This is a genomic window from Paenibacillus sp. IHB B 3415 (assembly GCF_000802655.2).
GTDB classification, from domain to species: domain Bacteria; phylum Bacillota; class Bacilli; order Paenibacillales; family Paenibacillaceae; genus Paenibacillus_AQ; species Paenibacillus_AQ phytohabitans.
Genome location: NZ_JUEI01000020.1, coordinates 90,594 through 113,707, shown reverse-complemented (window position 1 = coordinate 113,707; position 23,114 = coordinate 90,594). Strand labels below are relative to the sequence as shown.

Genomic DNA, 23,114 nt, shown 5'->3' with positions numbered 1-23,114 from the left:
GTAATATTATCGTTGTTATCTGCAATCCATTAAGTATTTAGTATAGGGATGCACCGGATTTGAGAAAATGTCAAACACATTGCCCGATTCCACGATCTTCCCGGACTTCATCACATACACATAATCTGCAAGCTCTGCAACCACGCCGAGATCATGCGTAATTAATAGAATGCCGACATCGTTCGTACATCTGATTCTGTCCAGTTCTTCGAGAATCTGGGCTTGAATGGTTACATCCAGAGCCGTTGTAGGCTCATCTGCAATAAGCAAGTGTGCACCGGTAACCAGTGCGATGGCGATCATTACCCTTTGACACATACCGCCGCTAATTTGAAAAGGATACTGATTGAACAGCTGCTCCGGATCGCCAAGACCCGCCTGCTGCATCTGCCTCACGGCAAGCCGCTTCGCCTCTTTTCCCGATACCCGCTTATGCAGTTTAATAGTCTCCATGATCTGCCTGCCGATGGTAAGCACCGGATTCAGTGCATTCATGGGATCTTGAAAGATAGCAGCCATCCCGGTTCCCCGGAGCTTCCTTATCTGACGGCTGGAGCACTCCCGAATATTGTTGCCCTTAAGCCAGATCTCCCCGCTCTCAACGATGCCCGGAGGATCTACTAAGCCTAGGATGGACATTGCCGTAACACTTTTACCGCTGCCGCTCTCGCCTACCAGCGCGACAATCTGCCGGGATCTCACCTCGATACTGACATCATCTACCGCCGTAATGGTATGACTCCCTGTGTGGAAGCAGGTGCGTAGATGACTGACCTTCAGCAGCGCAGTCTCTGCACTCATGTTCTGGACCCCCGCTTCCCTGCAGAATTGATATTATGCTCTGACCTCTGCAAGCCTTCTCCCAACAGATTAAAGCCCAGAACCGCCAGCATGATCACCACACCCGGGAAGAGCATCAGCCGCGGCTCTGTTTGAATATAGGCACGGCTGTCGTTCAGCATAACTCCCCATTCCGGTGCAGGCGGCTGAGCTCCCAAACCCAGAAAGGACAAACCTGCAATGGAGAGCATAATCGTACCCACTTCCATAGAAGCAAGAACCAGAATAGGCCGGGCAGCGTTCAGCAAAATATGCCTGAGAATAATTTGTAAATGAGAAGTGCCTGACGCTTTGGCGGCGGTAATATATTCACTTTCCTTGATTTGAAGCACCATGCTGCGTATCACTCTGGCATACCCGGTCCACCAGACTGCAGCGAATGCGATTAACAGATTCTTCATACTGGGACCCAGCATGGCTGTAATTGCAAGGGATAGAATTAAGCTGGGAAAGGCAAGCAATATATCTATGATCCGCATAATCAAATGATCGATCCGGCCGCCGGCGTAACCTGCCAGCAACCCGACAGGGATGCTAATTGCAAAAACAACGATCAACACCATGAACGAATAATACAGGGACGTTCGGGTCCCATAGATTAACCGGGATAACACACAGCGTCCCAGATGATCGGTACCGAGCGGATATTGCCAGGAAGGCATACCCAGTTTATGTTCCATCTGTATCTGCAGCGGATCAGAGGGGGAAAGCCACGGGGCAAAGAGCCCGGCACATATGAACACAAGTACGATACCCGCTCCTAACTTTGCTCCGTTATTCTTAAATAAGGTAATACGAAATATGATCATCCGCTCCTTCTACAGCGTCACCGCAGCCTGATTCGCGGATCCAGCAGGAGATGTAACAAATCTACTGTCAGGTTAATCAGGACAACGACAACAGCCATCCATAATACGTAACCCTGAATGACAATATAGTCTTTGGCAAAAATCGCCTCGATGGCATACTTGCCCATTCCCGGCCAGGAAAATATAGTTTCAACAATAACAGAGCCGCCCAATAATCCCGCTATGTTAACCCCAAGGAGGGTAAGACTCGGAAGAAGCGCATTACGCAGTGCATGCCGAAGGATTATTCTCCATTCCTGAAGTCCCTTAGCCCTGGCTGCTGTGATGTAACGCTTGCCCATAACCTCCAGGAGACTGGAACGGATCAAGCGGATGTAGACGCCTGCCATTCCAAATCCCAATGTAAATGCAGGCAGAATGACACTGGCTGCCCCATCCATTCCCATCACAGGAAACAGCTTAAACTTCACTGCACCATAATAAATCAGGAGCAGACTAAGCCAATATCCCGGCATGGAGACACTGAGCAGTGCACAACCTCTTCCCAGCCGGTCAAACATTCCACCGGGATAAAGTGCAGAGCCCACTCCAATAGGCAGGGCAATAAGAATAGCGGACAATACAGAACAGCTACTTAGAAGTACCGTTGCCGGAAATCGGCTCATCAGCTCTGTAAACACTGGACGGCTGCTGCTGTAAGATATACCTAAATCGAGATGAAGCACCCGGTTCAACCACTGAAAATATTGCATATGTATAGGCTCATCCAGACCAAGAGCATGTCTGGTTGCCTCAATAGCTTCATGTGTAGGCTTAATGCCGTCGGCACGCAGCATGATCTCCGCCGGATCGCCGGGTGTTAAGTGCATCAGCGCAAAGGTAATGGCAGAGATGCCAAGCAGCACGGGAATGAGCTGCAATACGCGTTGTAAAAGATATTGTTTGATGGCATTCAACTCCAAAACCTTAATCGTAATATTTACGATTATATCATAAATGTTTTAAATTAATAGTCTTAAAATTATTTAATTCAATTCGCATATGATAAATTAATAAAAACAGCGGCAGACCAAGACTTGAGAAATAAAGTCTTAGACTGCCGCTGTTGTCATCCGAGCTAAAGATTCAGTTCCGTCCTCCGGGACGCAGCCCGCTCATAAGTAACAGGATAGCTCTGGCTTCCCAGCAGAATCCGCTTCCCTTGGAACTCATCATAGATATTCACCCGCACCGTTCCGCCGGTAAGGGCCTTATACGCTTTGTTGTTCAGCGAGAAGGACAAGCTGCCTAAGGCTCCGGCCGGTTCCTCGCCCAGAAAGAGAAGCTTCTCCGAGGGCTGTCCGAACGGATCAATCAGCTGGACCACAAGCTTATGTTCGTTCGCTGCAGTAACATACTGCTCACTGCGGGTTACGCGGTAGTTCATCTGTGCCTCTATAGTCTCCCGGTCTTCGGGCATCGTGGCTGTAGCCTGGGTCACGGACAGGGAGTACGGGAACAGTTCCAGCTTCTGAAGGGACGGCTGCGGTGCGGGATTCGCCGGGTTAAGCTCAAGGCCCATGGTATGAATGTAGGCGGTCGGCGCTCCCCCGGGTGCGGTTAGCTTGCCTCCAGAGATTCCTTCCCCGAGATAGAGGGTTAGCTCCGAAGCATTGATCTCCGGCGGAAGCTTGCTCCAGACAGTCACGAGACTTTTCTCCTTGGCATTCAAGGCCGCGGCGGACTGCGAGATTACCGCTTCGAAATACTGATGATCCGGTGTCCGGTAATAGCCCACCAGTTGCGCGGGCTGGGTTCTCCGTAATTCCTCGTTTGTCATCATCAGCTCGGTATAGATCAGCTTGGAATCCGCGCCGGGATATATCCGGGTCTGTCTCTCCTGAACCTCTGCTTTCTTCCCGGTCAGCTCAAGCTGGAACGGCTCTCCGGCCGCAACGGTTCTTAAGGTATTATCTAACTGGCTGGTGAAAAGTGTAAGGAAATTCGTCTTGGCCTCTCCCGAAGCATACTGGAGGATAATCTTCAGCTTCGTGAGATTATAGGAATAGGGAAGGTTCCCTGCGATATACAGCACCGCTGTTTCCTGCGGAGCCAACTGGCTCTTTGAACCGTCGATCACCATCTGCGAAGTGCCGCTGATATCTATATCTCCCGCCTTTAGAAGAGCTGTAAGCGCCGGGAGTTGTACACTCGCCACACCGGTGTTCCGGAGGCTGACCTTGGTCACTATCTGATCCTGGTCCGACCACGGCAGGCGTTCCACCGATTCGAGCTTCACTACGAAGCTACCCAGACTATTCTGCACAGGGTATTCAGTCGCCAGCAGGTGATCCGGCTGCAAGGAATACGGAATCTGAAAATAGGCCGCCGGGAAGGCGATCCGGTTCGCTTCAGCCGGCTCAGTCATCTGTAGCTGGAGAACGCCCTGATTCAGCTTCAGAGGCAACTCTGCGCTGAGTTCTACCGTCTGCTCTTCCAGCGGCTTAAGCGTCAGACCCGTAAGCGCTTCATTACTCACAGGATAGCTATATCCCTCGGAAGCGGTTAGGCTGAAAGGGTAATCCGGCAGGGTCACCGCCTGGTTGCCTGTGTTCCGCACACGGAACTTCATGCTCCATTTTGCCAAATTGTCATCTGCATACACCGCCGCGCTTGCCAGTCCGGTCTCAATCGTATGGTTACCCACCTTGAGCTTGGCGACTGCGTTAACGGGTACGGTGAAGTTAGGCAATTCCGCTGCGGGCAGCTTATATTGAGCAACTGGAAGTTTCACTTGCAGCGTGCTGTCTTCCTGGACAAATTGCAGGGACATATTATCCAGCTTCGTATAGGAAGGGATGTCTGCCAGATAGTACAGGGTTCTTTTCTCCTTGGGCTGAATCTGGTAATCGGCATGGACGGCGTTCAGCTCAAACCTGGAACCGCCCGAGGATACCAGATATCCTTTCAGGCCTGTATCCTTAAGAACCTTGGCACCCAAATTGGACAAGCTGACCCCAACCCTGGCGTACACTTTTCCGTTCGTTTTAACAATCTGCAGGCTTTCCGCCTTGCTGATAACCGGCATCTCTCCCAGGACCAGCTTCTTGCTCTGGCCTCTGGAGATTACCGTTGAGTAGGAGCCCGGAATCGTGAACATCCCCAGCTTCTTCTGGTAGCTTGCTTGACTGAAGTCCCAGCCGAACAGGGAGATGCGGACTCCGTTTAATTTGGCAGCCTGACCCGCATTGACGTAATACATAACCGACTGGCTGCTATTCGCCGGAATGGACTTGATTGCAGCACTACTTGTCACCGGTTTGCCCTGAATAACAGCGCCGCCTGAAGTGGTGACCTTGGAGAAATAATCGATTAAGCTTACGTTGCGGCTGCTTACGTTGTGGTAATTCAAGGTGTACGTAAGAATATTCCCGCTCTCCTGGGGCTGAAGAGCCGCGTCCAGCAGCTTCACACTCACGCCACTCTTCAATGAAACCGCCCCCAGTCCCTCCAGCGTGGACACGGAGGCTGAAGCCGCTGTTCCCGCTGAAGATCCGTCCGCTGCCGTATAGGCTCCGAAGGCGAACGACTGGCTGAGAACGGCCAGGCTTATCATGGCGACAGCATATTTTCTCGTAGAATGATACATGATTCTCTCCTCCCTTAACTTCGCTTAAGCTTGCGGCAGCCGCATCTCGAACCTTGTCCATATTTCATTGCTCTCTACAGACAAGCTCCCCTCATGCTGCTCTACGATATTACGCGCAATGAACAGCCCGAGACCGGTGCCGCCCTCCTGATGAGTCCTCGCCAGGTCCCCCGAATAATACATCTCGAAGATATGCGGCAGCTCCTCCGGCGGAATGGGATTTCCATAATTGATCACCTCAACCGCTACTACGCCTGAATCGAGACGGCTGGTAATATCCACATATACGCCTTCTTGCCCATAACGGGCGGCATTGGTCAGCAGATTCCCTAATACACGTACCAGCAGATCCCCATCCCCATAGACGCTTAAGCCCGGAGTAACATTCAGCCGGGAGGTCAGGCCATTTCGCTCGAATACCGGGTACAGCTCCTCGTTCAATTGTCTGAGTAGCTCGCTGAGATCCAGGTACGTCTTCACCATAGGCAGCGTGCCATAGTTCATCCTGGTGATCTCGAACAGCCCGTCAATCAGCTTCTCCAGCCGCTGGGACTTGGTGAAGGCAATGGTCGTGAAATGTCTGATCGTCTCGATAGGTAATTGCTTATCCTTAAGAATCAGATCCAGATACCCGAGCACGGAGGTGAGCGGTGTGCGCAGATCATGCGCCAAATTGACGACAAGCTGGTCCTTGCTGCTCTCGGCGAAATCGCCTCTTTGCACCGCCTCCTGCAGTTTAGCCCCTGCCACATTCAAATCCTCGGCGATTGCGCTGAACTCATCCCTGGAGGCAATCTGCACCTGATTCTGAAATTCTCCGTTAGCCAGATGATGAATCCCCTTGGAAATCTCGTCAAGGTAGCGGATGTATGGCTTGGTGAACTTGAAGAAGAATATCAGCATGAGTGGGATAAACAGCATCAGGAACACATTGAAGTCTCCGATCCTGAAGATGATCCGGCGTAATTCTGCCTCCGGGTCCTCCCACCGGACTCCGGCGTAATAGAGCTGAAGCAGCTTGAACAGTCCATAGATAATACTGCCTGACAAGAGCATACTTACGCCCAGTAACTGGACCAATCTGGCTCTGAAGCCCCGGAGTCTCTTAGGCATTGAACGTGTACCCGACACCCCAGATGGTTTTGATAAACCGGTCCTTATTCTGATCCTCTCCCAGCTTCCTGCGCAGGGTGCGGATATGTACCATCACGGTATTGCCGCTTTCATAGTACGCCTCACCCCATACCTGCTGAAATATACTCTCTGCACTAAACACCTGCTTGGAGTGGCTAGCCAGCAAATATAGGATATCGAACTCCTTCGGTGTAAGGTCAATCGCCTCTCCATACAGCGTAATGGTGTGCCGGTCAGGGGAGATGACCAGCCCGCCCACCTCCAGCACCGAAGTCTGATGGGCGGCCGAAGGCTGGCTGAACTGCAAGGAACGCCGCAATTGAGAATTGACACGGGCCAGCAGCTCCATAGGATTGAAGGGCTTGATCATATAATCGTCAGCTCCCATCACAAGGCCGGTAATCTTATCGAAATCTGAGGTCTTGGCACTCAAAAAAATAATCGGCAGATTATGCTTCACCCGCACCTGGCGGGTGACCTCGTACCCGTCCAGCTCCGGCATCATAATATCCAGGATCGCCAGGTCGATGGACTGTGACTGAATTGCCTGCACCGCCGCTTTGCCATCAGATACTTTGATACAGTGATACCCTTCCTTCTGCAAATGCAGGGCCACCAGGTCGGCAATCTCTTTCTCATCCTCTGCGATCAGAATAGTGACTCTCTTCATACCGTGACCCTCCTAGGCCTAGATCTATTCGTTCAGGTATGTGGTCGCCTTGTTCTGAATCAGCTTCGCCACTTCCTCCGCTGTCTTCTGACCGCTGAAGAAGGCACCTGTCTCTTCTCCTAGAATGGAGAGAATCTTGACATCCAGCATGGCGAAGTTATCCGCAGTATTCATCATCTCTTGGAATTCCTTGAACTGCCCGTCAGGCACACTTACAGGCTTGCCGCTTGGAAGCTTATACGTCCCGCTCTTCACCTGCTGCTGAAGCTCGCTGAGCTGCTTGTCATTCACCGATTGAAGTAGGGAGAAGCCTTCTCTGCTCTGGAGGGACTGCGCTTCATCAGAGAGCAGGAACTCCATGAACTTCCAGGCTTGTTCTGCAACCGGCGATTTGGCCTGTATCGCAAATGTGGAGATCGGAATAATCCGCATGGCGCCGGAACTTCCGCTATGCGGCTTATGCAGCAGCTTTGGATTGGTAAAATAAGTATACGGAACATTGACGAAATCGGCCGGGGTTTGCAGAACGGCGGAATAGAACAATTGATTCCCGGCTTCCGCCGGCTTGGAGGTCATCACTTCATCGTCATACATCTCTTTAATTTGCCGCATCATAAATATGAATGCAGGGGAATCAAACTTGGCTGTCCGCGCAGCAGAGTCTACAAACTGGTTATAGCCGTCCACCACCATCTCCTGTAGCAGGACCTCCGGCGGATTCTCCGAGATCGCATAGCGGTGACCGGAGCCTGCCTTCTGCTCGGCTTCAATCATTGATTTGGTAATCGCATTGAATTCCTGCCAAGTCCAGCTCTTATCGTCTATGTTCGCGTGCTTGAGCGCTTCCCCATCTCCAATGAACGCTCTCAGATAGTACCCCGAAGGAATGATATAGGTGCCGCCATTCAGCTTCAGGGCATTCAGCACATTCATCGCAAGATTACCCTGCTTCAGCATTTGCGACTGCTTCAAGTAATCCTCCATATTAAGAAATAGCTGCTTGTTCACGTATTCACTGACAGGCAGGCTGCTTGTTTCATACATGTCGGCTCCTTTTCCCGAGAGCAGTGCCGTACCGGTGCTTTTCAAATATTTCTCATAATCCGGCCCTTCCATAGTCTCGCCGATCCCCTTGTAAGCCTGAATCTGCAAATCAATCTCAGGATAGGCCTTTTCAAACTTCTGCTCTACAGCACGGTAGAATTCAGTGTCCTGCTTAACGGATAACGTAACGATCGTCTTCCCGCCTGTGCTCGAAGCTTCCCCGCTGCTCCCAGGGCTGCATGCAGTCATTAGGGTGGTAAAAGCAAGGCTCACGCCCAGCCAACTCTTCTTCATCTTCATCTTCATCTATAAATACCTCCTATGATTCTTCGTATTGTATGTCGTACAAATACTGCTTACTGAAGACGTACGCGATTCCCGTCCTGTAAGGGCTCACTGCTCTCCAGAATAATCATTTCATCTTCATACAGGCTATCCGTTTGGATGACGCTGTCTATACCATTGGTGGCACTGGACCGGATCTGAACCTCGCGGGCTACGAACACATTGCCTAACGCCCCCCGCTGCTCCTCGATCTTGTACACATAGCTGCGCTCCCCTGTCTGGTGGATAGCCTCACTCGGGACCACCAGCCCCTCTTGAAGAGAAGGCTTCTTCAGCTTGATCTGAACCTGCTCACCCCCCTTAAGCGAATCATCCTCCAGCACAATAAAAACATTCTTTTGCGGGATTTCCTCCGTCTTGCCGTTCTCCTCAGCTGGTGAGCTGCCGATACGCGCCTGAACATCCTTGATCTCCGTAACCTTCCCCTGTACGGAGCGGGCTTGTGGCCCCTCCGGACTCTGAAGCTCCACCTCTAGCTTCTCTCCTAAGGAGACCCCGAGACTGGATAACAGCTCCGCATCCGCCGTAAAATCAAATTGATACCCCTTGCTGCTATTGGAGATGACCAGATCCGGCTCCCCCGCAGACAGCATCCCTTGAATGGCATTAAGCCGGGTTACAATCCCGTCGAATGGAGCCTTCAGTTGCTGCTCACTGGTTAACTTTTCTCTCAGCCCGGCAATTTTACGCGCTTGTGTGGCCTGATCCAGCTTGCCCGCTTCAATCTCGCGTCTGGCCTTGCGAATCTGGAGTTCATCCCCTTCCAGGTACGTCTGAATGAACTGATCCTGCAGGGTTTGCTGTGCGATCTCCTGTTTGTCCAGGAGCGAGATTTCATCCTGCAGCTCTGATTCGGCTGTCTGGCTGTCATAGAGGATCAGCTTCTGCCCCTTCTTGACCTTGTCTCCCTCCTTCACAAGAATCTGCCGGACCTTCCATCCGCTGGAATTCAGGAGACGCGCTTCGCTCACGGGCCGAAGCACCCCGCTGCCCTCCAGCGTAAATTCAAGGCTCCGGCTCTCAAGTTTGACCGTCGTCACTTTGGGCAAGGTCAAAGTCTGCAGCGTATTGCTGAAGAAGGTAAAGAAGAGCAGCACGCCCAAGAGCAGAAGGAAAGCCGTTCCGATCCTTTTTTTGCTCCTGCGGTCTGCCGGCACACCTGTAATCTCCATATCCCGTCTTTCTCCTCCTTCCATAAAAGTCTTTCACACGCGGACATTACCCCTTGATCCCCGACAATTGGATACCTTCAATGAAATACGTCTCCGCATACAGAAAGAGAAGGACCATCGGAGCCATATAGATGGCAGAAGCGGCAAAGGCAAGTCCCTTCTCGCTGCTGACATCGGATAGATAGACCGATAGGGGCTGCCTTAGCGGGTCGTCCAGGAAGATCAGCGGCTGCTCCACCATATTCCAGTAATCGACGAATAACAGAATCGTGAGTGCGGCCAGGCCCGGCTGAACCATTGGAACAATAATGGTATAGAAAATCCGTAAATGTCCGGCGCCATCCATCTTGGCCGCTTCGATATAGGCATACGGAATGTCCAGCATGAACTGCCTGAGCATGAATACACCGAAGGCTGCAAAAATACCGGGCAGGATAATGGCACCTGAGCTATTCAGCAGCCCCAGCCGTTCCGCCATGATGTAATTGGGCACAAGAGTCACCTGAAAGGGCATGAGCATCGTCAGGACATAGATAAGAAACATGAATTCCCGCCCCCGGAATCTCAACTTGGAGAACGCATAGGCAGCAAGCGCAGCTATAAGCGTCTGTCCGGCAATGATGGGCACCACCAGGAATACCGAATTCCAGAACATCGACAGGTACAGCGGGCTGTCCATCAACACCTTGCCGTATTGCTCCAGAGATACCTGATCCGGCAGCCATTTTAAATTTGCAAACGGATCGTTTCTCCCCTCCATAACCTTGTTCATTTGTCCGACAGGACCGTAATTGATCCCTATTTCACGGGTACTCATGAACGAATTGACGAGGGTCACCCCAATCGGGAACAACATTACGAGAGCAATCGCTCCCATCATGACGGTTAACGCTAGCTTGTGTATGACTTTACCAACTGGCAAGACCTCTCCACCTCTATTCCATATATCGCCGGTAGCGGCGTTCCATTGCGAACAACCCGAGTACGATGATAAGAATGCCGCCAACCATTAAGGTGGACGCAGCCGTCATCTTCGGGAGGTCGAGCGACAGGAACATATTGTTCATAAAGTGCTGCAGCATATAGATACTGTCATGCGGATAGGGTCCGGCAATCAGATACGTCTCCCGAAATACCTTGAAGGAATTAATGATCGACATAATGACGACAAAAAACATCGTGGATGTTAAATAGACCAGCGTAATGCTCCGGAACTGCCTTAGTCGGCCAGCCCCTTCAATCTGGGCGGTTTCGTAGTAATCTCTCGGGATCTGCTGCAGTCCGGCCAAGAATAGGATCACGTTATACCCGATGTTTTTCCATACATACATCGTTATGATTACATTCCGCGCTGCCTCCGTCTTCATCCAATCCACCCGCGCCCAGCCGAATCCGCTCATCCAGGCATTCAGCGCCCCGTTCCAGTCAAACAGGATCTGCCAGACCAAGATAATGGAGGCGACAGGAACGACAAGCGGGAGTACATATGCAGTTCTCAGCCATTTCTGAAAATACAAGCTTCTATTGAGCAGCAGCGCCAACCCCAGCGACAGTACAATCAGCAGCGGAACACTCACCAGGCTGAAATAGAAGGTACCCGAGGCTGCCTTCCGGAAGGAATCGCCCGCAATCAGCTCCCGGTAATTATGCAGTCCCACATAATGCCCGCCCACCATGCGGTCCATGAAGGAGTAGAATACGCCCATGCCAAACGGAATCAGGTAGAACAGTGCAAACCCTGCCACGCTGGGTGCCAGAAATAACCATGCAATCGATGAATCCTTACGGGCCCAATTCTTCAAGTTGCTCCCTCCCTGTCCTCAAGAATAGGAAAAACTGTTTAAGAAGAAGTCGGGTAAATATTAAAACTTTCTTAAATTCTCTGAAACTCCCAAAGCAAACTACCGCAGCCCGCCACATTACAAAAAAGCCGCAAACGGATGCCTCATCCATTCGCAGCTATTTATGCGCATTAATTATACTTATTATCTTCACAGAATCAGGAATTTTCAAATGACATACTTTGCCTATTCTTTACGTTTCCCTCCTGGGAATTCTCACCGTCACGGTCGTACCCTGGCCGATTTCGCTGTGGATCGTGATCCCGTACGCCTCGCCAAAATAAATCCGGATTCTCTCCTGGGCGTTGAACAGTCCATACGATTTGGATTGCCTGCTTAATACCGTATCCATCGTCTCCTGAGTCATTCCCGGACCGTTGTCTTCAATGCCGAATACAATCGTATCTTCCTCGAAGCAAGCCCGCAGGCTGATCCTGCCGCGCCCCTCCCGCTTGTTGTCCACGCCGTGCTCAATCGCATTCTCTACAATTGGCTGCATAATCAGCTTGATCATATGGTAGCCCAGCACCTCCGGGTCCACCTCGTACACTACATCGAAGCTGTGGTCATGCATAATCAGCTGCAGATCAATATAAGATTTCGTATTTTCCAGTTCATCATGAACGCTGATGACATCCTGCCCCCTGTTCAGGGTCGTCCGGTAAAATTTCGAGAGGGTTGTGGTAATTTTACTGATGTCATACGCTTTAATGCTTATAGCCTTCCAGTTGATCAGCGACAGGGAGTTATAGAGAAAATGCGGATTGATCTGGGCCTGCAGCGCCTTCAGCTCCGCGTCCTTCTGCACAACCTTGCTGCGGTAGACTTCATTGAACAGCTCATTCAGACTTTGCAGCATATCCTTGAACCGCGAGGTCAGCTCGCCGATCTCGTCATTGGAATCGACCACAATATCCACATGCAGGTCCCCGCGGGTCACCCTTTTCATCGTGCGGTTCAGACGGTAGATCCTTCTCACGAAAGCATTCGACAACAGCCAGACCGCAGGCACCAGAATCAGCAGGCAAATCCCGACCGTGAGCATGGTGGCGCGGAGAATCGTCTTGGCATCGACACCGATCGAGTTCTTGGGCATATAAAAGACAAGCTTCCAGCCCGTCACGCCCAGTGCCTGTGAGATCACAATGAAATCGCTCGCACGCGCTTCCGCTGCCTTAGCCGATTCAAAGGCCGGAAGCCCGTTGTGATAGTCAAACACAGGCTCCCCCGCTCCATTCTCGACCAGAGCGCCGTACTCACCGGAGACCACATTGGTCAGACCCGCAAAAATTTCCTTGCTGTCAAAGCCTAAGTAGATCAGATTGTCATATTGCGTTCCCGAGCCGCCCACCATTCTCCGCACCGCAGACAAGGCCGTACCCTCCTTAATCCAATGCGTCTGGCCGCTGGCCATCGCCGCTTCATACCAGGGCTTCCCGGATACGCTGCTAATCGGCAGAATCGTATTCTTCCGTTCCGTGATGTTGTTCCCTGTATACACCGTCAACTGGCGGATCTCTTCGTTCAGGAACAGAAGCGTATTGAACAGCGGCTCCACGATGGTGTTCAGATCATTGTACATATAATAATAATTATCGGAGTAATCATTGTTGAAGACGGACACCACACTGGAGTTGAAAGTGAACGAATCCAGCGCGGCATTAAGCTTGCCGAACTTATAATCCAGATTGGCGGCGATCTCCGACACATTGTCGGTTAAGGTCAGCCGGGCCTGCTGAACGAGCAGATTCCTGGATTGGTCATACGAATACCAGCCAAGCACACTGAGCGGAATAATGATAACGAGCAAATAAGAGACAAACAGCTTATGCTTAATTCTTAAATTCCTGATGAACCGGCCCAATCGCTCCAGATCTACCCCTCCTGTCTTAAGCCTCTTGTCCTTATAACGTAGCATTGACCCCGGCAAATAACAATCTGTAAAAGCAGCGGCCCGCTGCATGAGCTCTGCCCCAAACAACAAAGGGGTGCCCCCAGCCGTTACCGGCTTACGGGACACCCGCTTCCATGCAGTTTACGATTACTCTTTGACGGCGCCGAGCACGATTCCGCTGACGAAATACCGCTGCAGAAACGGATAGATCAGCATGATCGGAATCATCGAGACCATCACCTTGGCCGCATTGAGCAGTTGGCTCGACATATTCGACAGACGTTTGATCTCTTCCGGGTCGGTAGTGTTCATGATCGAATTCACGCTGATAATCAATTGCTGGATATACGTTTGCAGCGGCCAATTCTCCTTGTGGTTCATCAGGATCATGCCGTCAAAAAACGCATTCCAGTGACCGACGACCGAGAACAGGGTGACTGTCGCGAGTGAGGGCAGGGAGATGGGGATATAAATCGTCACCAGTGTTCTCCACGCTCCCGCCCCATCCATCCCGGCAGCCTCCTCCAGCTCCTTCGGAACGCCCTTGAAGAAGTTCATCAGCAGTATCACATTGAATACCGGAACGGCGGTAGGCAGCACAAGCGCCCAGATGGAATCGAGCAGCCCGTACGTATTGATCGTCATATACCACGGGATCAGCCCGCCGTTGAACAGCATGCAGAAGATAACGAACCACATATAGATATTTCTGCCCGGAAAATGTTTGTTCGATTTCGATAAAGGATAGGCCATCAGCACGGTAACCAGCAGATTGATGGCTCCTCCGAGCAGCACTCTTTTCACAGATACGCCAAAGGAAGTGAAGAAGCTCCGGTCACTGATTACCGACTTATAGGCTTCCAGATTGAAATCAACCGGCCAGAAGAAGACCTGACCCGACATGGCCGCCACCTTGCCGCTGAACGAAATAGCCAAGGTATTCAGTACGGGGGCCAAGGAGAGAAAAGCAATCACGGTTAGAATACAATAAATCACAAAATCAACAGTCCGGTTGGTTCCGCGGATCACAGCAAATCACCTCTGTCAGAAAATACGGTAGTTGGCAAACCGGGCAGCCAGACCATAGGAAGCGGCAATCAGCACAAAGCTTACGACCGATTTGAGCAGGCCTACCGCTGTTGCCAGTCCATACTGGATTTCAAGCAATCCTGAACGGTATACATAAGTATCAATGATATCCCCCGACTCATACACAATCGGATTATACAGGTTGAGAATCTGCTCGAAGCCCGCATTCAGCACATTGCCGAGGCTTAAGGTCGCCAGCAGAATCACCGTGGTCATCAGGCCCGGAATCGTAATATTGGTTAACCGCTGGAACCGGTTCGCTCCATCAATGGCGGCTGCTTCGTACAGATTGGTGTTGATTGAAGTCAGGGCAGCGATGTAGATGATCGTATTGAAGCCGAATTCCTTCCACACATCGCTCGACACGATCACAAAGCGGAACCAGTGATTGCTCTGAAGGAACATAATCGGATCGCCGCCGAACCACTGGATCATCTGATTGATAATGCCGTCCAGACTGAGCAGGTTAATCAGCACTCCCGATAGAATAACCCAGGACATGAAATGCGGCAGGTACACAATCGTTTGGATGGTGCGCTTGAATTTAATATTCGCTACTTCATGGAACAGCAGGGCAAACACAAAGGGAACGGTCAATCCGGCAATGATCTTCATCAGTGCAATGCTCAGGGTGTTTCCGAGAATCAGCCTGCTGTCCGGCAGGCTGAACATATACTCGAAATTCTCCCAGCCCACCCAATCCGAGTGGAAGATGCCCAGCGTAGGCTGAAAGTCCTGGAAGGCAATCACAATTCCGAACATCGGAACTACACTGAATGCTATGAGCAGCAATATGCCGGGGAGCAGCATCAGGTGGTAATTCCAGATGGAAGCTCTGCTTCTCATGGTGACTCAACTGCCTCAGCAACCTCTTTGGTGATTTCATCCCCTCCGATGCTCTTCCAGGTCTTCACGAACTTGTCGAATTCTTCAAGGGGAGAAGTGCCGGTAATGATTTTCAAAAAGGTCTCGTTTTCGAGTTTTTCCAGATTGGCTCCCTTTTTAAGCATCGCTTCGGTCTTGCCGTAGAACACAGGCTCCACCTTCACAATTTCTTTCGCTCCGGTGATGGAGGCGGCAGTATAGAAGGCCAGTGAATCGGCATAAGCGGGAATATCCTTTTTCGGATTCTCATTATTCTTCAAGACCGCCTTGACTCTCGGCAGGATGCGGGCCGGCAGGCCGTCCAGATTCTTATCCTTAATCGCCTTCTCATAGATCGGAACATCACGTGCCAGGGAATCCTGATAATCCAGCTGCACATTAATCGGATAATTGAGCCAGCCTACACCCAGATCCTTATACAGCTCCTGCGCTGCCGGATCAAGCAGGCGGATGCCTTCATACTCCACGCTGAGCATTTTCAAAGCAGCTTCGGGGTGTTCCGCCTTCTTGTTCACCACCATGAAGGTTCCCGACGGCGTGGATGGCACGATATTCCGTTTGCCTTCCCCGTCCAGCGGCACAGCCAGCGGCACCCAATCCGCTTCCGGGTTGGCCTTCACCGCATCAGACAACGCCCAGCCTCCGAACCAGGGGGCGAACAGGATACCGGCCCGGCCGCCTGACACCAGCCCGGCATTATCCTCGTACTTCCGGGTCAGGAACTCTTTGTCGATCAACCCGTCCGCATACATCTCTCTCAGCTCAGAGAGCGCCTGCTTGGTCTCTGGAGTCGTGGAGCCGTAGATGATGTTTCCTCCCTCATCCTTGAACCAGTTCTTCGGATAGGCATGATTGGCATTGAAGATCGGATCGAAGGTGAAGAAGCCGCCGTCTGCGACCACACTTTTATCGCCAAGCAGACCAACGGTATCCGCTTTTCCGTTACCGTCAGGGTCCTGCTCCTTGAACGCTTTGATCACAGTCTTCAGCTCATCCATGGTGTTAGGCAGCTCAAGCTTCAGCTTGTTCAGCCAGTCCTGGCGAATCCACAGGAGCTGATAATTGCCGTCGATGTTGGTATTGGGCAGCGCCATCAGCTTGCCGTCGATTCTTCCGGTGTTCAGCACCCGGTCTCCCGTGTAGGAGTTGTAATAATCCTTAATCAGCGGCGAGGCATATTGATCGTATAATTCAGTCAGATCGGCCAGCATACCCGCTTTGGCCATTCTCTTGAACTGCTGCTCATCCACCACCAGAATGTCAGGCAGGGAATTGCTTGAGATTGCCAGGGTAACCTTCTGGTTATACGCATCCTGGTCTTCCACCGAGAAATCGTATTTCACCTTTACGTTCAAGCGGTCCTCGACATATTTCAGATACTTGTTATTCTCCAGCGTATCTCCTGCCGGCAGGTTATTCCCCGATACGCCCTGTCTCCCCAGAGACACGGTAACGGGTTCTTCATATTTGCTGAAGGGTCCATCTTCCTCCTTGGCGGTGGCGGATGGTTCATTGCCTCCGGCATTCGTGGACTCACTGCCGGCGGGCGCAGCTACCTTCTCCTCCTTTGGACTGCTTCCGCAGGCCGCCAGCACTCCCAGCACCAATACCATAGACAGCAGCAAAGCCATAACACGAATTCTCTTCAATCTCATAGATGCCCCTCCCAAACTTTGTTATAAAACGCTTTCATGCTTACAGTTAAATTGTAAATTAGCCTGGAAGGGAGCGAAATCCCAAATTCTTTGGATACGCGTCAATTAATTTGGAAGCTACATAGATAGAACATGTAAGTTTTATGATCTGGGATGGCCGTGACTCCAGAGAATGTTTGGCCCTCCGGCCGCTGCCCATCCCCTGGGTGCCGTTATTCGTCCAGTATTTCACGATATTTCTGCGGACTGATGCCGTAATATTTTTTAAAGGTCTGGCAGAAGTAGGAGGAGCTCCAATAGCCAGCATGTTCGGCGATATCGACGATTTTCATATTGGTGCTGTCCAGTAAATGCCGTGCCCGTTCCAGACGCTGCTGAGTGATGAATTTAATCAGGCTCTGCCCGGTTTCTTTCTTGAACAAATGGCTCAGGTAGCTGGGATTAAGCGATACGCGCCCGGCGATGACCTCCAGACTGATATCCTCCCTGAAATCCTTCTCCACAATCCGGATGACCTGCTGGACAATATGGCGTCTGCTCTCATCGGGAGGGCCGCTGTCCGGTTCTATTTCCGAGAGCGCCTGCAGCAGCACTTGCTTCACCCCGAGAATCGAATCGCTTTTGAAGATACGCTCCACCGTTTGCTGGAAATCCGCCTTCTGCCTGCGGGCCGACTGTTCAAACGCATTCCGCACCAGGTCCGAACACAGATACTTGACATAAATTGCAGAAGAACCGCCGTTCCGGCTCAAGTGGCTGAACAGCAGCTCAATGCTTTTGGCAGCGCCTGCATATTCCCCATGGGTAATGAATTGGTTGATATCCGCCATCAGCGTCTCGGTGCTGACAAACTCAGGGACACGGCCTGCAAGGTCATCTCCGGCAAACAGCACCACCGTATCCTCAAAAAAGAATTTGTAGTCCAGTGTCTGCTCCATCTGCTCATAACACGCCGAAACCTCCTGCCAATCGGAGATCACACGGCTGTAGACGATGCAGCAATGCCGGTAAAAGCGTTCCGCGATCCGCTCCGCCAACGCTTCACTCATGTCCCTGATCCTCTTCTGTCCGCCGCTGCCCGGACAAGGGACCATAAGCACACTTTGATATTCATTCAGGTTCAGCAGCTCATATTCACCGGCTGTGAGCTGCTCCGCCGCCTGCTCAAATGCCTCGTAGCTGCGGTCAAAGAAACGCTCCTTGAAATCAATCAGCAGCAGAGCGGCCGGCTGCCCCCTGAACGGCAGTGCGGCATCATCCGCGATCCCCTGAACCCCGTTCAGCACATCGGTCAGCCACTTCTCCCTCTCATACTCAAGGCCTTTTTGATACCCCTGCATAAGCTCGGCAGTGCGGCGCTGCTGGGTGGCCTTATCCGCGCATTTCTGTATCACGCCTGACATCACCCCGGCGAACTCCTCGATATCAATCGGCTTCAGCAGATAACTGGAAGCATTGGTATAGAGCGCCCGGCGGGCATAGTCGAATTCCCCGTAGGCACTGTAGATAATAATTTCCAGAGAGGGCTGCGCCAGGCTGGCCTGCTCCGCCAGCTCCAGACCGCCCATGAAGGGCATTTTGATATCTGTGAGCAGGATGTCCACCGGGTTCAGACGAAGATACTCCAGCGCCTTCTCCCCGTTCTCCGCTTCGATAACCCGCAGCTCGTAGTTCATGTCAGCGATCAGCCCCCGGATGCCGTCCCGTTCAATTTTCTCATCATCCACGATCAATATGGTAAACATAGAGTTCCCTCCTGATGTCTGATAGAATTATAAGTAAACGTTATCATTTCATTGAAGCCTACACCATGAGGAGGTCCCGCCATGCGCCTGGCGTACCGCAAAGCCAATACACTTTTGAATCAGCATATCTCAAATATCAGTGACGGACAAACCTCATTTCATATTCATTACTGGGGCTTCATGCCGAATCATTATAATAATTCCCTGCACCGCCATTCTTTTTTTGAAGTCTGTTATGTCCAGCAAGGCACCGGCTCTTACCAGGATGACGACGTGCTTTTCCCCCTCGAGCCGGGAACCCTGTTCTGCTCACGTCCGGGCATCTGGCACCAGATCCGCAGTGAGCAGGGGCTGGTCCTGTTCTTCATTGCCTTTGAAATCGACGAAGCCTTAAGCTCTGCGGACGGCCGCAAGCCGTTTCAGGAACTCGCCGCCGGAGGGCAGGCCATAGCCCCGCATGAAGCTGCCGCACTCTCTGCCCGAATCTGGCGGACTCTCTTCAGCCTTGCAGAGAGCGAAGCGGCGGTGTCCCGGCTGCCGATGAACCATCTGGCGCTTGCTCTGCTGCATTCTTTCCCGCAGGCGTTCTCCCCCGAACCCCATCTGCAGGCCGGGACCATGAAGGAGGACAGCGGGGAGCACCGCCATTTGGAGCGGGCCAGGCGCTATATCCGCGACAATCTGTCCTCCCCGCTGCACATGGCCCAAGTGGCCCTGGAACTGGATATCTCTCCACGCCATCTGTCGAGGATCTTCCAGGCATGCCTGGGCCAGACTTTCGTCCATTATATTCAGGAACGAAGAATCCAACAAGCCAAGGATTGGCTGCTGCACACCGACTTGCCCATCAAGGACATCGCCGAGCGCTGCGGCTTCGAGTCTGTGCACTATTTCACCCGCGTATTCACCAAGCAGCTTGGTGTCTCCCCCGCCCGGTTCCGCAGATCGCAATTTGCAGACGGAAGACAGAACCAGAGCTAATCGTCAGCAAATGTCCGGATTGTACAAAAAATCAGACGCCGTATTCAAAGATAATCCCGCAAGGACTCCTTACAATGGTTGTAAACCCTTAGAAGGAGTGAGTTCCCCATGTTTGTTAAACGACCAGTCAACCTTGTACGCAGCCCTATTCCTGTTCCTCAGGATGACATTCCCTTGGCTGCTCCTCCCGCAGTGCTCCGGGAGGGCTATTCAGCGATTGCCGCTACCCTGCTTCAGCTCGCCAGCGGGAAGGGAAGCGGTAAGCTGTATGTAGCTTTTGACGGAACCCACGGTGCCCCGTTTCAAGCTGTTCTGCAAAAAACAGTGGAGGCGCTCGAGCAGGCGGGTCATTCCGTGTCCCTCATCGGTTCGGGCAGCTATCTCAAGTCAGGCGAAGAGCTGCGGGAATTTTTTGCCGCCAATATTACGGATAACCGCGCCTTCGGCTATTTCACTGACGGAAGTATAGAGGATTATTTCCGGGACGGGGCCAGGGAAGAAGCCGCCCGCAGGCTGAATGAAACGGAGCCGGGTACGGATTCGGCTGCATTCTGTCTGGTTTTTGGCCCGGGGGCCTACTGGCTTGGAGAGGGCCGGTTCGATCTGTCCTTATATCTGGATGTCTCGCGTGAATACCAGCAGGCCGGCCACCGGCAGGAACTGCTGAGTTTCGGCCTTAACTGGAACCGGGATGCCGTGGAGAAATATAAAATCGCCCTGTTCGTGGAATGGCCTATTCTCGAAACCTACCGCAAACAAATCCTGGATCAAATGGACTACTACCTCGACCTGAATCAGCCGAAGCAGCCGGTCATGACTGCCGTGCCGTCCCTGCGCCGGATGATCTCGGATATTGCCGGGTCGCCGCTGCGGGTGAAGCCTTTTTATGCACCGGGGGTGTGGGGCGGGCAATTCCTCAAACAGCTGGCCGATCTGCCGGAGGATTGGGTGAACTGCGCCTGGAGCTTCGAGCCGATTGCCCCCGAGAATTCCATCCTTGTAGGGTATGAAGGCAAAGAGATGGAAATTCCGTTTCTGCTGGTCATGCAGCAGGAGCATCCGGCGATTCTGGGGGAACGTCTGACCAGCTTATTCGGAGATTATTTCCCGATCCGCTTCAACTATCTGGACACGATGGACGGAGACAATCTGTCCTGTCAGGTCCACCCTACCCAGGACTATATCCGCAGCCGGTTCAATGAATTCATGGCCCAGCAGGAATCCTATTACATCATGGAGCAGCAGGGGAATTCCGGGGTCTATCTGGGACTGACTGAAGACTGCCTACCTGAGCAGTTCCGCCATGAGGTGCAGAAGGCTCAGGAGACGGGCATCCCGCTTACGCTGACCGATTATGTCAACCGTTATGAGTCCCGGAAGGGGGAGCTTTTCCTAATCCCGCCCGGAACCATTCATTCCGCAGGCAAAGACAATCTGGTGCTGGAAATCTCCTCTACCACCTGGTGGTTCACCTTCAAAATTTATGATTTTCTGCGCAAGGATCTGGACGGCAAACCCCGGCCGATCAACATCGACTTCGCCTTCGACAATATTGACTTCACGCAGAAGACTGCCCGGGTTGAAGAGCAGCTCATGCCTTCGCCGGTGCTTGTGCAGCAGCAAGGGGAGAATGAAGAGTATGTGCTGGGACAGCGCAGCGATCTGCTGTTCTATGTCCACCGTGTTCATCTGAAGGATACCTGGAAAGACGATACTCGCGGCGAAATGACCATGTATAACCTCGTTGAAGGAGAGGCGGTGCGGATTGTGTCTGCTGCGGACGGGGCGGTGTTTGTGGAGCTGCATTATGCGGAATCGTATATTCTCCCGGCTGTACTAGGGGAATACACCATCGTCAATACCGGTTCCGGCCCCTGCAAGCTGATCAAGGCCGGTGTCTCCGCAGCATGGGATGTGAGTCTACTTGAGCCGTGATATCGTACTCGCGCTGGATGTGGGCGGAACCTTTATTAAGACCTGCGTGCTGGAGGACGGCCTTCCGCTGCAGGGCAGTGACATGGAATTCCCCGCCCTGGCTGACCGGGACCGGGAGACGATCCTTGACCATTTTATGTCTATCTTTCAGGCCCAGTACGACCTGTATCAGCACAGGTTCCGGGACACTGTAACGGACTGCCGCTATCATATCGGGATGGCTTTTCCCGGCCCGTTCGATTACAGGCAGGGGATCTGTCTGATCCGGGGGCTTGGCAAATTCGAGGCGATCTACGGACTGAATCTGGGCCAAGCCTTACGCGCACGCTGGCCCGCTGGCAGTTCCGGGGAGGATGGCGCGCTACCGGAAATGGATATCCGCTTCGAGAATGACGCCCGCCTGTTTGCGCTGGGAGTCAGCGCGGAATTCCCGCGCGAGCGGTTCATGGCCTTGACGCTCGGAACCGGGCTCGGCTCCGCCTTCATCGACAGCTCGCGGATCATGGAATACGGTCCGGGCATCCCGCCGAACGGCTGGCTGTATGACCAGCCTTATCTTGACGGCAGGGCGGATGATTGGTTCTCCCGCAGAGGCATCCTGAAGCTGGCCCGTGAAGCGGGACTTGGGGAGGCGGGGCTTCCGGGAGCAGAGTTGGATGTGAAGGAGCTTGCCCTTGAAGCCAGAGAGGGGAATGCTGCCGCGCGCGGGGTATTCGCCGAATTCGGAGCCCGGCTCGGGGAGATGCTCCAGCCTTACGTGGACGGCTACCGGCCGGACTTCATCATGCTGGGCGGGCAAATCTCCCGAAGCCATGACCTGTTCGGCCCTGCCTTGCTGGACCGCTTGCAGAGGTCATGCTCCCCCGCCCTGACGGTCCGCACGGCGGAGCATGTGCTCGCCTATACCTTCCGGGGCATTGCCCGGATGTTCAGCGGGGGATAGGCAGGGGCATCGCCGGGTGCTTAATCATGTGCTTCGCTGGGAGCTTCGCCATGCGCTTTCGCCGGGTGCTTCGCGGCGAGCTTCACCATGCGCTTTCGCCGGGTGCTTCGCGACGAGCTTCACCATGCGCTTTCGCCGCGGGCTTCGCGGCGAGCTTCACCGTGCGCTTTCGCCGCGGGCTTCGCGGCGAGCTTCACCATGCGCTTTCGCTGAGCGTTTCGCGGCGAGCTTCACCATGCGCTTTCGCTGAGCGTTTCGCCATGTGCTTCGTCGTTGCCACCCGTCCAGCTCAGGATCACAAGTGGAAAAACGTATCTTAATTTGCCCATTTCCGGGGGATGTACGGAAGCAAGTGGAAAAAGTACATCTGTTATTGTGCGTTTTCGCTGCTTGGGGTGAAATCGGAGAATTTAAGTGCTGTTTATACAACTGCTTCCGCCGCAGAGTCCCATCGTCCATCAGCAAGTGTACAAAATCCAACTATTTCCGGTATCGTTACAGCGT

General features: G+C 52.6%; 18 protein-coding genes. 3 read left to right on the top strand and 15 right to left on the bottom strand.

The genetic code is table 11. The annotated features are described in order from the left end of the window. Nucleotides 1–15 precede the first annotated feature (15 nt). From QW71_RS11345 to QW71_RS11275, 15 genes are all read right to left on the bottom strand, one after another. Nucleotides 16–801: an ABC transporter ATP-binding protein gene (locus QW71_RS11345; RefSeq protein ID WP_052769986.1), complete on the bottom strand. Its 786-nt coding sequence runs from the start codon at nt 799–801 to the stop codon at nt 16–18. Further along, nucleotides 798–1,649 carry a nickel transporter permease gene (gene nikC / locus QW71_RS11340; RefSeq protein ID WP_047013737.1) on the bottom strand — a complete coding sequence of 284 codons (852 nt, stop codon included), beginning with the start codon at nt 1,647–1,649 and terminating at the stop codon, nt 798–800. Before nikC ends, QW71_RS11345 begins: the two co-directional genes overlap by 4 nt. A gap of 17 nt (nt 1,650–1,666) precedes the next feature. After that, nucleotides 1,667–2,605 (bottom strand): nickel ABC transporter permease, encoded by a 939-nt coding sequence (gene nikB, locus QW71_RS11335; protein WP_235441446.1) that lies wholly within the window; start codon nt 2,603–2,605, stop codon nt 1,667–1,669. 161 nt (nt 2,606–2,766) lie between these two features. Further along, nucleotides 2,767–5,277 carry a hypothetical protein gene (locus QW71_RS11330; RefSeq protein WP_039297539.1) on the bottom strand — a complete coding sequence of 837 codons (2,511 nt, stop codon included), beginning with the start codon at nt 5,275–5,277 and terminating at the stop codon, nt 2,767–2,769. 24 nt (nt 5,278–5,301) lie between these two features. After that, nucleotides 5,302–6,390, bottom strand: coding sequence for a HAMP domain-containing sensor histidine kinase (locus tag QW71_RS11325; RefSeq protein WP_039297537.1), 1,089 nt, complete (start codon nt 6,388–6,390; stop codon nt 5,302–5,304). Then, entirely contained in the window at nt 6,383–7,081 is a 699-nt protein-coding gene (locus QW71_RS11320) for a response regulator transcription factor (RefSeq protein ID WP_039297534.1), read from the bottom strand. The genes QW71_RS11325 and QW71_RS11320 overlap by 8 nt, the downstream gene beginning before the upstream one ends. A gap of 24 nt (nt 7,082–7,105) precedes the next feature. Further along, nucleotides 7,106–8,431 (bottom strand): ABC transporter substrate-binding protein, encoded by a 1,326-nt coding sequence (locus QW71_RS11315; protein ID WP_235441445.1) that lies wholly within the window; start codon nt 8,429–8,431, stop codon nt 7,106–7,108. Between the two features lie 50 nt (nt 8,432–8,481). Further along, complete coding sequence (locus QW71_RS11310) at nt 8,482–9,642, bottom strand: efflux RND transporter periplasmic adaptor subunit (protein ID WP_039297531.1); 1,161 nt, start codon at nt 9,640–9,642, stop codon at nt 8,482–8,484. Nucleotides 9,643–9,688: 46 nt separating this feature from the next. Then, nucleotides 9,689–10,522, bottom strand: coding sequence for a carbohydrate ABC transporter permease (locus QW71_RS11305; protein WP_047013745.1), 834 nt, complete (start codon nt 10,520–10,522; stop codon nt 9,689–9,691). 55 nt (nt 10,523–10,577) lie between these two features. Next, nucleotides 10,578–11,444 carry a carbohydrate ABC transporter permease gene (locus QW71_RS11300; protein ID WP_039297524.1) on the bottom strand — a complete coding sequence of 289 codons (867 nt, stop codon included), beginning with the start codon at nt 11,442–11,444 and terminating at the stop codon, nt 10,578–10,580. Nucleotides 11,445–11,676: 232 nt separating this feature from the next. After that, nucleotides 11,677–13,467, bottom strand: coding sequence for a sensor histidine kinase (locus tag QW71_RS11295; RefSeq protein ID WP_083442509.1), 1,791 nt, complete (start codon nt 13,465–13,467; stop codon nt 11,677–11,679). Nucleotides 13,468–13,524: 57 nt separating this feature from the next. Continuing rightward, nucleotides 13,525–14,406 (bottom strand): carbohydrate ABC transporter permease, encoded by an 882-nt coding sequence (locus QW71_RS11290; protein ID WP_039297521.1) that lies wholly within the window; start codon nt 14,404–14,406, stop codon nt 13,525–13,527. A 15-nt stretch (nt 14,407–14,421) separates the two neighbouring features. Further along, complete coding sequence (locus tag QW71_RS11285; RefSeq protein ID WP_039297518.1) at nt 14,422–15,312, bottom strand: sugar ABC transporter permease; 891 nt, start codon at nt 15,310–15,312, stop codon at nt 14,422–14,424. After that, the gene (locus QW71_RS11280; RefSeq protein ID WP_083442508.1) at nt 15,309–17,006 is read right to left on the bottom strand and encodes an extracellular solute-binding protein; all 1,698 of its coding nucleotides are present in this window, start codon (nt 17,004–17,006) and stop codon (nt 15,309–15,311) included. Before QW71_RS11280 ends, QW71_RS11285 begins: the two co-directional genes overlap by 4 nt. Before the next feature lie 212 nt (nt 17,007–17,218). Beyond that, nucleotides 17,219–18,751: a helix-turn-helix domain-containing protein gene (locus tag QW71_RS11275; RefSeq protein ID WP_039297515.1), complete on the bottom strand. Its 1,533-nt coding sequence runs from the start codon at nt 18,749–18,751 to the stop codon at nt 17,219–17,221. A gap of 81 nt (nt 18,752–18,832) precedes the next feature. Here QW71_RS11275 and QW71_RS11270 point away from each other — a divergent pair, with 81 nt between their 5' ends. The 3 genes from QW71_RS11270 (at nt 18,833) to QW71_RS11260 (ending at nt 22,610) form a co-directional block, all read left to right on the top strand. Continuing rightward, nucleotides 18,833–19,732 (top strand): AraC family transcriptional regulator, encoded by a 900-nt coding sequence (locus QW71_RS11270; RefSeq protein WP_039297512.1) that lies wholly within the window; start codon nt 18,833–18,835, stop codon nt 19,730–19,732. A 108-nt stretch (nt 19,733–19,840) separates the two neighbouring features. Then, nucleotides 19,841–21,667 carry a class I mannose-6-phosphate isomerase gene (locus QW71_RS11265; protein WP_039297509.1) on the top strand — a complete coding sequence of 609 codons (1,827 nt, stop codon included), beginning with the start codon at nt 19,841–19,843 and terminating at the stop codon, nt 21,665–21,667. Continuing rightward, on the top strand, nt 21,657–22,610 hold the full coding sequence (locus tag QW71_RS11260) for an ROK family protein (RefSeq protein ID WP_047013736.1): 954 nt from the start codon (nt 21,657–21,659) through the stop codon (nt 22,608–22,610). The genes QW71_RS11265 and QW71_RS11260 overlap by 11 nt, the downstream gene beginning before the upstream one ends. Nucleotides 22,611–23,114: the final 504 nt, after the last annotated feature.

Bases quoted from the DNA above. Each gene is read 5' to 3' on its own strand.
- QW71_RS11315 (WP_235441445.1), bottom strand. From the start codon at position 8,431: ATGAAGATGAAGATGAAGAAGAGTTGGCTGGGCGTGAGCCTTGCTTTT.
- QW71_RS11310 (WP_039297531.1), bottom strand. From the start codon at position 9,642: ATGGAGATTACAGGTGTGCCGGCAGACCGCAGGAGCAAAAAAAGGATC.
- QW71_RS11280 (WP_083442508.1), bottom strand. From the start codon at position 17,006: ATGAGATTGAAGAGAATTCGTGTTATGGCTTTGCTGCTGTCTATGGTA.
- QW71_RS11345 (WP_052769986.1), bottom strand. From the start codon at position 801: ATGAGTGCAGAGACTGCGCTGCTGAAGGTCAGTCATCTACGCACCTGC.
- QW71_RS11305 (WP_047013745.1), bottom strand. From the start codon at position 10,522: ATGATGGGAGCGATTGCTCTCGTAATGTTGTTCCCGATTGGGGTGACC.
- QW71_RS11270 (WP_039297512.1), top strand. From the start codon at position 18,833: ATGCGCCTGGCGTACCGCAAAGCCAATACACTTTTGAATCAGCATATC.
- QW71_RS11330 (WP_039297539.1), bottom strand. From the start codon at position 5,277: ATGTATCATTCTACGAGAAAATATGCTGTCGCCATGATAAGCCTGGCC.
- QW71_RS11265 (WP_039297509.1), top strand. From the start codon at position 19,841: ATGTTTGTTAAACGACCAGTCAACCTTGTACGCAGCCCTATTCCTGTT.
- QW71_RS11325 (WP_039297537.1), bottom strand. From the start codon at position 6,390: ATGCCTAAGAGACTCCGGGGCTTCAGAGCCAGATTGGTCCAGTTACTG.
- QW71_RS11320 (WP_039297534.1), bottom strand. From the start codon at position 7,081: ATGAAGAGAGTCACTATTCTGATCGCAGAGGATGAGAAAGAGATTGCC.
- nikC (WP_047013737.1), bottom strand. From the start codon at position 1,649: ATGATCATATTTCGTATTACCTTATTTAAGAATAACGGAGCAAAGTTA.
- QW71_RS11285 (WP_039297518.1), bottom strand. From the start codon at position 15,312: ATGAGAAGCAGAGCTTCCATCTGGAATTACCACCTGATGCTGCTCCCC.
- QW71_RS11275 (WP_039297515.1), bottom strand. From the start codon at position 18,751: ATGTTTACCATATTGATCGTGGATGATGAGAAAATTGAACGGGACGGC.